Origin of the sequence: Yersinia sp. FDAARGOS_228, from assembly GCF_002073315.2 — a bacterium.
Classification (GTDB): domain Bacteria; phylum Pseudomonadota; class Gammaproteobacteria; order Enterobacterales; family Enterobacteriaceae; genus Yersinia; species Yersinia intermedia.
On record NZ_CP020409.2, the window covers coordinates 4,092,462 to 4,104,736 of the forward strand.

Here is a 12,275-nt window from a genome sequence, read left to right on the forward strand (position 1 = left end):
CTATTTCACCCGCATTACGCGCACCGACCAGCGGCCACCGATGGCGAACTGATCCTGTGGTGTCAGTGGCGTGTGGGTGCTTTGCCGCTGGTATTGCAGGTTGTAATGGAAATTTTGCGCCGCAACCGCAAAAGGAATATCCAGTTGCGCATTCAAACGCAGAATTTTGCTCAGGGCAGTGGCTTCACCGGCGTACTCTTCCTGTGCCGGCACCGCACCCAACCAGCGGGTGCCGCGCTGGTAGCTGACACCGGCATCCAGCGTGGCCTGCGAGATAAAGTGGCGGTGTTGCAGGCCAACGCGCCAGGCTGAGGTACGGCGGCGCTGCACTTCAATTTCGGTGTCATTGATATAGTTTTTTGACGAACGGGTCAGCACATCGTAAGTAAAGGTGGTTTTCTGGCTGGCATTGCGGTGCAGCAGGCGGCTGAGTTGCAGCGTCACATTCTCACTGTCACCCCGGTATCGGATATCACCATTCAGGCCCGCCACCGTCTGGTGATAGTCATAGCTGCTGGCGGTGATGCCCGCCGTCCAGTAACCGAATGGCAGCGAGTAGTGGCCAGTCAGGTTATTGGTGCCTTTCTCGCCGCGATTCTTTATTGAACCGCCAGCCGAGACATAAAACAGGTCACTCAGCGAAAGCGGGTTATCGAGAAACAGGGTCGCGCCACCTTGATAACGGCCGGTACTGCGGGTGCCGGAGTCATCCAGTGAGGCCGCCAGCCGCCACATTTTGCGCTGCTGCCAGCTCAGGGCGATGTCGGTCTCACCGGGTGCGGAGCCGGGGATCAATTCCATACTGGCTTGCACGGTGGGGACGCGCTGCAGGTTCTCCAGTCCTTGCTCGATATCACGCAAATCCAACAGGTTACCGGGGCGGGCGGGGAAGGCGCTGAACAGCGTGACATGGCGGTCACTGTCGGGCGTCAGCTCTACGCTGCGTATTTTGCCGGGCACTACGTGTAACGCCAGCGTGCCGCTGTTTAAGTCCTGCTGCGGGGCCAGCACCCGGGTAGTGACATAACCGTGGTCGATCAGGCGGTTTTGCAATTGGCTCATCAGCAGATTAATGCCCTGCCCGCCCAAACACTGGCCTTGTGCCTGATTGGCGAGGCGTTGCAGAGGCAACCAGCGGGGTAGAGGCTCGGTGCCGCTGAGGGTAACGCGGTCAATAACGAAGCAAGGTTTCTCAACCGGAAAGACAATCCGGCCCCAAGAGGCCGCCGGTGCCGATAAGCGCACATCCGGTGTTGCGGGGGCCAGGCGCTCTTCCAATGCCCGTTGCCGTTCCTGTTGGTGAATACTCTGTTGAACAGGGGCTAATTCCGCGCCAACACTGGATAACGGAATAGTCAATGCTGGCGATAATATGCCAGCTATTAATATGAAATAACAAGGACGTGACACGAGGAGGCCCTTCCCCAATATTTTGGGTAGATAAATATAAAATAGATTGTGCGCATTATGCCTGTAAAAACGTTATTTTCAATATTTTTATCGTCACTTTAAATACATATAATAAATAAAGAATTAATATTGTAGGAAATATCCCACAATCAGGATTCCCACCCAAAAAATATTATTTCCTCGTATTTTAATTACCGACCGTAGGATAATTTATCTTTTACTGATAATAAACTTAAGCAGTGGTTTCCGTTATTATAAACCCACCCTCCAATGAGCCTGGTGTGACTTTTCATTCTCAGCATGCACTGATGAGTACCGTTATCATGGCGTTATCGAGATAACTGGCCCGCCGCGCCCACCACAACGCAGTAATCCACATATGCCTGATGATAAGGCCAATAATTGTGTAGCAGCACACCTTGGTTCAGACATGATATCCTAGCCACATTATTCCTTCGTATGAACGCCGCTATGAAATTAAACTTCCGCTTACAAAACGCGCTTTCTGCCACACCTTCCCTGCCAATCATGCTGATCCATGGGCTATTTGGTAATCTGGATAATCTGGGTGTTTTGGCTCGTGACTTGCAAAAAGATCATAACGTGATTCAGGTTGATATGCGTGACCATGGTTTATCACCCCGATCACCGCAAGTGAATTATCCTGCGATGGCGCAAGATGTACTGGAACTGCTGGACCACCTCGCCATAGAGAAAGCCATTATTATCGGCCATTCAATGGGCGGCAAAGTGGCAATGGCGCTGACGGCGATTGCTCCTCACCGTATTGAAAAGCTGGTCGCGATTGATGTCGCCCCTGTTAATTATCAAGTCCGCCGCCACGACCAGATCTTTACTGCCCTTAATGCCGTGAGTAATGCAGGTATAACCCAGCGACAAGAAGCCGCTCAATTGATGCGTGAATACATAAAAGAAGAAGGTGTCATTCAGTTCTTATTAAAGTCATTCCAAAACGGCGAATGGCGGTTTAATGTGCCCGCACTATGGGATCAATACGAAAATATTGTTGGTTGGCAACCCATTCCACCGTGGCCGCATCCGATCTTGTTTATTCGTGGTGAATTGTCGCCGTATATTCAAGATAGCCACCGTGATGAAATTGCCCGTCAATTCCCACAAGCCCGCGCCTATGTAGTCGCAGGGACAGGCCATTGGGTTCATGCGGAAAAACCAGATTCTGTCTTGCGGGCGATCCACCGCTTTATTGATGCAAACAGCACTGATGAAAAAGAGACTGAGTAAAAAAAGTACAGCTCACGATGGGGATTGATTAAAAATCATCCCCTGGGGAAAAAAAATGTATTTCCTGTGGAAAAATTGTGCAAAAAAGAACGAATTAGCACAATCTAATCACAGTAAAGCATTGTCGTTGCTCAGTTGGCTGGGGTATTATGGCGCGCTCTAATTTTGCTGCGGGCTTCGGTCGCTGTTCACGGATCGTAACCGGTGCAAATGCAAATTCAGGCTGCTGGTATATAGGTTATTCAATGCGCTCAAGCTATGTTCTCAACCTGAAACATGTAAACCGAATCGTCAGACAAGGCTCCGTTACGCTTTCTGATGTAAATCCCTTGTAGTACCGCTACCTATGGCAAAAGAACAAACGGACCGCACAACGCTGGATCTGTTCGCAGATGAACGCCGCCCTGGGCGTCCGAAAACAAATCCATTATCCCGTGATGAGCAGCTTAGGATTAATAAGCGAAATCAACTACGGCGCGACAAAGTGCGTGGCTTACGACGCGTGGAACTGAAGATTAATGCCGATGCCGTCGATGCTCTCAACAGCCTTGCTGAGCAGCGTAACATCAGCCGCAGTGAACTGATTGAACAAATGTTGTTGGCTCAATTAGCTCACTCACAAGACGGGTTTTAACCCTATCGGTTACCACGACGGCGTGGCGTAATCACTTACGCCACGCCGTTTTTACTTTATCCCCGTCGTACTTGAAGCCACACGGCTGTTAGCTATTTTTAGAATGTTTCCCAGTTTGCGTTACTGTCCGCTTTGGCGGTGGCAGGTGCTGTGGTTCGCTGATTTGCCCGCATTTTCACCACCGGTTTTGCTCGTTCGTCATCTGCCTTTAATTTAAACACGGCCACCGCTTGGTTTAATTGAGTAGCCTGTTCTTCTAGCGAGGCTGCCGCACGGGAGGCTTGCTGTACCAACGCAGCATTTTGCTGTGTCACGCTATCCATTTCTGCCACCGCCTGCCCGACCTGGCTAATACCTTTACTCTGTTCATCGGACGCAGAGGCTATCTCACCCATTAAATCCGTTACATTAGTGATAGAACGAACAATCTCATCCATAGTAATACCGGCACTTTCTACTAATGCCGAGCCACTACTGACACGACTGACCGACTCATTAATCAAACCATCAATCTCTTTCGCCGCCTGTGCACTGCGTTGTGCAAGATTACGCACCTCACTGGCGACCACGGCAAAGCCACGACCTTGCTCACCGGCACGGGCAGCTTCAACGGCCGCGTTAAGGGCCAAAATGTTAGTCTGAAAAGCGATGCTGTTAATTACCGTAGTAATATCAGCTATTTTCCGCGAACTGGCTGAAATCTCATTCATGGTGTTAACCACATCGGCTACCAATACTCCGCCCTTTTTCGCGGTGGCGGAGGCATTGGCCGCCAGTTGACTGGCATGATGTGCATTATCAGCATTGTGTTTTACCGTTGCGGTTAACTGCTCCATGCTAGCCGCCGTTTCTTCAAGCGCCGCAGCCTGCTGTTCAGTACGAGATGACAAATCTGTATTACCGGCTGAAATCTCGGCTGCACCATGATAGATCCCATCGGTGCTACTACGAATTGCCTGAACAGTATTCACTAAACTGGTTTGTACATCGCGCAACAGCGGAAATAATCGCCCAACACAGTTGCGACCAAAATCGGTAATAGGATGGCCAAGTTGGCCAGAAGCAATCACTAGAAAATGCTTACGAATATCGTCCAATGGGCGCACCAGATTGGCAACCAGGTAACGATCCGTTGCCAGCAAAATCAATAGACCGATGACCAGCGCAGAGATCAGTGTAATGCTGCTCACTTTGGTCAAATGAGAGAATTGATCTTTAGCCACCCCAATGGCTTTTGATGCCGCCTGATTAAACTTTTCAGCGACTGAACCATACTGGCGACTCAATGCGGGTACCGTTTTCTTGGCTAAATCCTGATAAGCGGCGCTGTTATTGTCCATTGCAGCCTGATACAGCGGCGTAACGCCTTGTTCAATTAATCCACTCCATCCATCAATCACGCCGCTGACTAAAGCGGGATCTAGCTGTGCATGATCGATAGCTTTAAATTCTGCCAGCTTTTGCTTGAGGTTCTCCAATGCAACATCGGATGATTTCAACTCTTTATCTGCATCCGCAATGTTACCGTTCTGGCGGTAATCTACTGACCGAGAAAGGCGTGTCACCATACGGAAATATTGATCCGTCCCCTGATTAACCAGATTCATGTTTTCAACCAACACACTATTTGCGTTGGAGGATTGTGTCAGTTGATTGAGTGACAACAATGTATAGGCTGATACGCCCCCCCAGAGCAGGCAAAATGCGCCAAGTACCCAAAGCAACGCCACCCTGATAGTAATATTTTTTAAAAACTGCATGTTCGTTCCCCTTATATATCGGATAGTTACCGTTAGAAACTTAGGTGTTATTTGATGACCGAAAAGCAATAAAGGACGTTCATACAGCTAACGACAACTCCTTTGCCACCAGACTTGCATCTGACGGTTTTCCCCCTGGCACCGCAAGTTGCAACCATTCAGTTACACAATGGTTATCGGCAATGGCGTTCTAAGGTTGAGCGACTGGCAAAAATTAAATATCGCATAAACTTGATAAAAGTCTGACGGCGTTCTCTGGCATTATGTCGCCCTATACATGTGTTATAATACTGGGCGAAGCGCTCAGTAATTTGCATAACTATTTGAATTCAAAAGGTATTAAGCTATATGGCAACTGTAGGCATTTTCTTTGGCAGCGATACTGGCAATACTGAAAACATTGCCAAGATGATCCAAAAGCAACTGGGCAAAGATGTTGCTGAGGTTCACGACATTGCCAAAAGCAGTAAAGAAGATTTAGAAGGCTTCGATATTCTGCTGATCGGGATCCCAACCTGGTATTACGGCGAAGCGCAATGTGATTGGGATGATTTCTTCCCAACACTGGAAGAGATCGATTTCAACGGCAAGCTAGTGGCACTGTTCGGTTGTGGTGATCAGGAAGACTACGCTGAGTATTTCTGTGATGCGATGGGTACCGTGCGCGATATTATTGAACCACGTGGTGCGGCAATCGTAGGTCACTGGCCAACGGCTGGCTACCACTTCGAAGCGTCCAAAGGCCTGGCCGATGACGAGCACTTTATTGGTCTGGCAATTGATGAAGACCGTCAGCCAGAACTGACTAATGAACGTGTCGAGGCATGGGTAAAACAGATCACTGAAGAACTGAGCCTTTCTGAGATTGTGGGTTGATCTGACAATCGTCAGTTAAGCTAACGAGTCGGAAACGCGATGGTCGTGTGCAACACTGCCGGGCGTTTCCGCTGCCTTTTATCCTTTTGACCTGCACTCTTTATTATAACGTTGCTTTCTCTCTCTCAGTAACCCACTCAATGTGAACAACCCGTTTGGCTATCCGATTGTGCTTTGTTAAGCGGCCCACAGATCCACACCGTCATTCGCGCAAAATGAAAATAAAATGCTACAAGTTTGTAACTTTATCCCTCGGCACTGTACACTTAAATGATGTGTTATCCCCATTCATCAATACACTGCATGATTAATCTTACAAAGTGTGCAATTATATCTTTGTTAACAACCACGGTTTTCATTTGGGGCTAGCAGTTCTATAATGAGACGCAATTGTAATTATTGCGCCACGGATGTCATAGGCTGAACAGCCTTAATTTGAATCGATAGTAACAGGACTGAATCCGCATGACTGACAACAACAAAGCCTTAAAAAATGCAGGTCTTAAAGTAACGCTGCCCCGGCTTAAAATTCTGGAAGTGTTGCAAGACCCGTCGTGCCATCACGTCAGCGCGGAAGATCTTTATAAAAAGCTGATCGATATCGGTGAAGAGATCGGTTTAGCCACGGTTTACCGCGTACTGAACCAGTTTGACGATGCCGGTATTGTTACCCGCCACAATTTCGAAGGGGGTAAATCAGTCTTTGAGCTGACGCAGCAACATCATCATGATCACTTGATCTGCCTGGATTGCGGCAAAGTGATTGAGTTTAGCAATGAATCCATTGAATCGCTTCAACGTGAAATTGCTAAGCAGCATGGTATCAAACTGACCAATCACAGCCTGTATCTGTACGGCCACTGTGAGACCGGCGATTGCCGTGAAAACGAGTCGGCACACGATAAAAGATAATGTCGCGTTATCGCATTGATGTGATAAAGATTTTAAGCACTGAATACATTACGCTTATGTTTAATCCAGATTGATAAGTTCCACTGTCTGGCTAACATAAGCTATCAGCAAGATGGCCACCTTTCCCATTTTATACCCGAGTATCTCTCGGTTGGGAGTCAGGTGGTCGTTCTTATTTGTGCCCTTCGTACTTAACGCCGCTAGAGTGTTCGAACTCTCTGGGTGCCTTCACCTGCTGCCATCCGCAACGCCAATGACTTGGGCGTCTACCCCGTTATTAAAATCTGTATCCCTTTTGTAGTGACAAATTTACTGTTTATCCTCTCCCCCTCATTTAACGAGCCGTATCAATTTTTCAGCAAAAAAAACCCCGGGCTAGCCGGGGAAAGAACCATCAACTCAACTTCACTTAAATTTGTTTAGCTAAAAATCAAGCAAACAGGAGATAACATTAGACACAGCTCAATAGTACCAATGGTCAGACTTTAACCGGCTCAGCACGACTACTACGTTTACCATCTGGGCTGGTGGAGCGAATCATCACCTCACCACTCACGGTAGGTTGTACCTTGGCATCATACTTTTGCCACTGCTTACCGCCATCCGTTGAATACTCGATAATCAGGCCCGGCAGTGAGATATTGGCTTCCAACTGCCCTGCCACAACCCGAGCACCTGGGACTGGTAAGCGATATGACACACCGGCTTTATCCAGCTTCGCCAGCTCACGCTGCCCCATGATATTGGCAAAGCGCTGCCAATCAGTGTCCAACGCCTTGGTGTCAACCATATGCGTCTCACCACCTTTGTATTCGCGGCCCGCTTTGTAATCTTGCTCCCACGAAGCGCGGTGCCAGGCACGCTCGGCCAATGGCAACACGCGAGGGAAGATCATGTATTCCATCTGCTCATCAGTACGGACGGTTTCATTCCATGACTGACCTGAGATGCCATGTACACCCGGCCAAGGTTTATCACTTTTGGCGCTGAAGTGATTGCCATCGCGGTCCACCGAGGTCTCGGCATTCTGTGGCATGTTGTCTGGCGCGAAACTGAATACTTTTGCTTCGTCATTAAAGCGGGTTGCCCAGTAGTAACCGCGTTCATTCGGGTTAACTTCATATGGCATATCGAAGTAGACATAATCGGGATTTGATGCGACCACTTCATAGCCTTTATTAGCCCAATCGTTAATTGAGTCGGCCCCCCCCCAGAAGAGAGTATCCCAGAAGTTGACTCCAACACGTTTAGTCGCAAAAGCTTTGGCGTCTTTGGCATCTTTCAGCCCATCCTGCCACGCCTGCATCTTCTCGATGCCGTGCGCATTAACCAGCTTGCTGACTTCAATGGCAAAATAGCTGGAAAGATGTTCAACATCCTGCACCTTGCCTTGTTTGACCATATCCTGACAAACCTGTGATTTGGCCCAAGGTTTATCTTCAACACTCTTATCAATAATGCCCTTACCCGCTTCAATCGGGCCGTTTTTGTCCTGATAACCCGCGCCCAAACGAATGTTTTTCGCCTCATCACCACCAAAGTGCCAGGTAGTCAGTGGCATACCGGCCTCTTTATGCATCTGCGCCATTTCGCCAATCACTTTATCGACAAAACGCTTAGAGGAATCGAGGCATGGGTTGAGATAGCTTTTACGCTCATAGAACTGAACTGACGTGGTGTTGGAATCATCAGTCGGGTCAAGTAGACGGAATTCGTTAGCTTCTTTTTCTTTGCCCTGTTTCATCAGATTGTTGTAACGGGCTTCCATCGACACTACGGCTGCACGGGCGTGTGCTGGCATGTCGATTTCAGGGATCACATCAATCTGGCGTGCTTTGGCATATTTCAGAATCTCAATATAATCATCACGCGTGAAATGGCCGCTACCCATATTATTGCTGTCTGGGCCAGAGCCTAATTGCGGCAACAAACAGGTATTTTCCGTCAAATCGTGACAACGTTTGCTGCCAACATCAGTCAATTCCGGCAAGCCTGGGATTTCAATACGCCAGCCTTCATCATCACTCAGATGGAAGTGGAATTTGTTGAGCTTATAAGCTGACATCTGATCGAGTAAGCGCAGCACCGCATCTTTGGTTTTGAAGTTACGGCCAACATCGAGGAAGACACCACGGTATTCGAAACGTGGCGCATCTTTCGCCTCAAGAGTGGCAATAGTCTTAGTGCCGTCAGTCGGAACCAATGACAGGATAGATTGCAGGCCATAGAACACGCCTGTCGGATCAAAACCAATAACCTGCGCCCCTTTCTCGCCAATGTTCAACTCGTAAGCACCGGAAACCGCTAAGTCCCCCTTAAAAGCAGCCGGTTGAATCACGGTTTTTATCGGGAAACCGGCTGAATTGGCCTTCAGACCCAGTAATTCAAAGCGTTGCCGGGCCGCCTCTGCGGCCGGTTTTGGCAATACACTCAGATCCAGCGCAACACCTTTACTCAGGTCCACATCCTGCTTGTGAACCTTAATCTCCATTGGCGTGGGAATTATCTGCCCACGCAAACTAGCGGCAGATAACGTCTTAACCGCTTCATTTTTCACAAAACGTGATTCCGGTGTCATCAACACGTTATGGTCATCTTTGGTGCGTTTCCACTGATCGCCAGTAAACTGTGTCAGATATTCATTGATATCTTCGGTATCAGTATTTTTCAGTACTTTTGGTTTTGCATCGCCAGCAGTGGCATACCAGCGCGGCATAAAATCAGTGGCAAACAACTGCCAGTATTCACCTGTAATGGGGATTTCAACCACCTGATTGGCGGGGAATCCGGTGAATTTGGCGGTAGGTTCAATTTTATGTAGATCACCCGTCAGGTGAGTAATTTTAAACTGGCTGTTATCAACCGCTAGAATCTGGCGGATGCTATGGAAATAAATGGCCCAGTCCTGACCGACTATCTTATCCCCGGTGTTAGTCAGAGTAATCATGACTTTATTACAGGATGCCCAGTCAGCACCCAATTTGGCACAATCAACACCATTGTCAGCAGCACGGTTATCTAACAATTTATAATTAACTTTCAATGTGCTGAGTTGATCTACAAGTTGTTGATTGTTGGTATCAGCATTGGCATATCCCATCAAGCCAAAGGTTGCGGTTATCGCCGCTAAAGTATTTAATTTGAATTTATTCATCACTAACCTCATCCGTAATTAATAACTGCTGCCAGAACGGTTATTGACAGTATTGCTGCTAGCAGCGTTATTGTTAGCTCAATTACCGTTATCCTAATAATTTTTATCTGGGATGTTATTTATCTGGCTTATTATTACTGCGTATTTCTTGCCACAGCTTTCCGCATTGTGCGTCATAGGCTTGACCATTACCGGTATGTGCCGCGTCAATACAACGCTGATAATCCAATACTCGAACGGTCTCTTTCTCCGTAAAAGCTTGATGTGCTTTCTCTTGTTTCAGCACATTCAACACTGCCTTGCAGGGTATCAATCTTTCTGGCGAACCTTCGCTGGCATTGATGCACGCGCTGTAGGCTTGCTTGAGTTTGCTATCTTCCGGTTGAACCGGGGTTTGTGGTGCACAGGCACTTAGTCCCAATACAGTGGCAATGATAAAAAGCGTTTTCTTCATGGCGGATGCTCCAGTATTTCCCCGGTATAGTTACCGGGGATGGCAATCAGAAAGTGGTTAACATCAGAAGATGGTAAATGGTGCAATCACGATGAATTTAACGTCTTTTTCATCCTGGAATACGTTGCCGAAACCGCCGCCATAGCTTGGAATATTGGTGTGGTTGTCATACATGGTGTAATGCAGTTTGAAGAGCGTGCCTTTCGCCCGGCCTTCTTGCAGGGTGTAGAGAACGTCAAAGTTCCATGCTGATTCTTTCAGGCGCGTATTCTGGTCATAAATTGGGTTAGTACTTGGTTTTGCATCCCAGCCATATGCATAGGAGGTTCCCACTGACCAGCCCGCCAGATTCCAGTTTTTCAGGTCATACATTACGCCACCAAACAGCGCTTTTTCGCCGTTGGCGTTGAAGTCAGAGCGGGAATCCCACCAAACATCCAAACGGCCATTAGAGCTCGCGTAGCCTGGCGTCATACGTTGCAGGAAGTAACCTTGGTTACCGTCAGCTTTGGCCCAAGTACCTTCAAGGCGCAAGTCAAATGGCCCGGTGGTGTAGCCCAATGTCAGTGCTTGTAACCAGGCTAATCCGTCATAGACGTCGTTCACATTGCTGGCACCGCCATCAACTTTATCTTTTGCGCCGTAGAACTGATAAGAAGTACGAAGATCATTGCCCGCCACCGGGAAGGCGTAAGAAGCCTTGGCAAAATACTGATCCATGTAATCTTTCGCCTGGCCGAATGCCGCTTCCATCACCAGTTTGTTTTTGAAGTCGTATTTAGCACCGATTGAATGCAGGTAACTTACGCCAGTCTTGCCATCAGCCTGACGGAAGTTGTACATATTTTGATACCAAGGTGCTTTATATTCATCGGTCCACATGTAAGACATGGACAAGGCACCGGCCGTATCAAAATCGAATTTTGCACCACCTTCAGCCCCCCGATAAGTGCCTGGCATAAAGCTCCAGTGTGGGGCAAGCAGTGTCTGACCTGTTGGCTGGATATAACCACCACGCGCCCAGAAATCGCCTAACTTAAATTTGGCCGCCGCTTTATAAACACTGACGCCACTCTTATCACCGGTCCATTTCTCATCCCAACGGGTTTTAGCATCACTGAAACCAATTTCGTTAGGAGCCGCCGGGCCACTGTTGGTCATTTCAACTGCGCCGAAAGCTGCCAGATCAATACCAAACATGTCAGCCGCATAACCGGAAGAGAAATCCAGATTGGCATTAAAAGTCGAGTGATGCAGGTTGGCGACATACTTGCCGTACTCCGCACTCCCTGGCGTTAAATCTTTACGGTCACGCTGACGCTGCCAATAATAAATCCCACCGGTCAGTGACGAATCATCAATAAAACCTTCAGCCTTGGCCTCAGGGGCTACTATGAACCCCGTTCCTAACAATGCACCCGCGACTGCGAGCGCCAGCGTTTTACGTTTAGCACCGTGCGTAACCATATGAAAAAATTCCTCTTTGACATCACATTTAAAGTGCGTTGCCTGTGTCCACCACAGCTCACAGGTTTAGCCTCAAAAAAAACCCTAGTGGGTAAAATTTTTGCTGGGGAGAAATAGCCACCAGCCGTTACTGCTAAAAACTTCTCTTGCAAAAAACAACCGCTCTGTAGATTGCTGCTGCCACACAGACTATTTTTCGCGACGCGAATTATCAATTAAAAAAAAAGCTAATTATTCAAAGTATGACAACGTGCACATAACTGTGAAAAAATATTACACAGCTCACAAAAGCTTTAAAAACAATGAATAAGATCGTATTTTTAATCAAAAATCGTCTCTCGTTGA

At 47.9% G+C, this 12,275-nt stretch carries 8 protein-coding genes and 1 pseudogene; 4 read left to right on the top strand and 5 right to left on the bottom strand.

The features are described 5' to 3' along the window. Positions 1-18 precede the first annotated feature (18 nt). Positions 19-1,410, bottom strand: a pseudogene (locus tag A6J67_RS19005) (ShlB/FhaC/HecB family hemolysin secretion/activation protein); the annotation flags it as partial. Between the two features lie 471 nt (positions 1,411-1,881). Here A6J67_RS19005 and ybfF point away from each other — a divergent pair. Next, on the top strand, positions 1,882-2,673 hold the full coding sequence (gene ybfF / locus A6J67_RS19010; RefSeq protein ID WP_005193250.1) for an esterase: 792 nt from the start codon (positions 1,882-1,884) through the stop codon (positions 2,671-2,673). 346 nt (positions 2,674-3,019) lie between these two features. Beyond that, positions 3,020-3,307 carry a LexA regulated protein gene (gene ybfE / locus A6J67_RS19020; protein ID WP_005193249.1) on the top strand — a complete coding sequence of 96 codons (288 nt, stop codon included), beginning with the start codon at positions 3,020-3,022 and terminating at the stop codon, positions 3,305-3,307. 98 nt (positions 3,308-3,405) lie between these two features. Here ybfE and A6J67_RS19025 read toward each other — a convergent pair whose 3' ends face one another. Next, on the bottom strand, positions 3,406-5,067 hold the full coding sequence (locus A6J67_RS19025) for a methyl-accepting chemotaxis protein (protein ID WP_005193248.1): 1,662 nt from the start codon (positions 5,065-5,067) through the stop codon (positions 3,406-3,408). A 348-nt stretch (positions 5,068-5,415) separates the two neighbouring features. Between A6J67_RS19025 and fldA the strand changes: the two genes are divergently transcribed. Both fldA and fur read left to right on the top strand, forming a co-directional pair. Then, positions 5,416-5,943: a flavodoxin FldA gene (gene fldA, locus A6J67_RS19030; protein WP_005193246.1), complete on the top strand. Its 528-nt coding sequence runs from the start codon at positions 5,416-5,418 to the stop codon at positions 5,941-5,943. A 465-nt stretch (positions 5,944-6,408) separates the two neighbouring features. Beyond that, positions 6,409-6,855 carry a ferric iron uptake transcriptional regulator gene (gene fur / locus A6J67_RS19035; RefSeq protein WP_005193245.1) on the top strand — a complete coding sequence of 149 codons (447 nt, stop codon included), beginning with the start codon at positions 6,409-6,411 and terminating at the stop codon, positions 6,853-6,855. Between the two features lie 478 nt (positions 6,856-7,333). Here the strand turns inward: fur and A6J67_RS19040 are convergent, their stop codons facing one another. The 3 genes from A6J67_RS19040 to chiP form a co-directional block, all read right to left on the bottom strand. Continuing rightward, a complete protein-coding gene (locus A6J67_RS19040) occupies positions 7,334-10,009 on the bottom strand; it encodes a family 20 glycosylhydrolase (RefSeq protein WP_050297769.1) in 2,676 nt (891 codons plus the stop codon). Positions 10,010-10,124: 115 nt separating this feature from the next. Beyond that, a complete protein-coding gene (gene chiQ, locus A6J67_RS19045) occupies positions 10,125-10,463 on the bottom strand; it encodes a ChiQ/YbfN family lipoprotein (RefSeq protein ID WP_005193237.1) in 339 nt (112 codons plus the stop codon). 63 nt (positions 10,464-10,526) lie between these two features. Then, complete coding sequence (chiP, locus tag A6J67_RS19050) at positions 10,527-11,930, bottom strand: chitoporin ChiP (RefSeq protein WP_042569388.1); 1,404 nt, start codon at positions 11,928-11,930, stop codon at positions 10,527-10,529. Positions 11,931-12,275 lie beyond the last annotated feature (345 nt).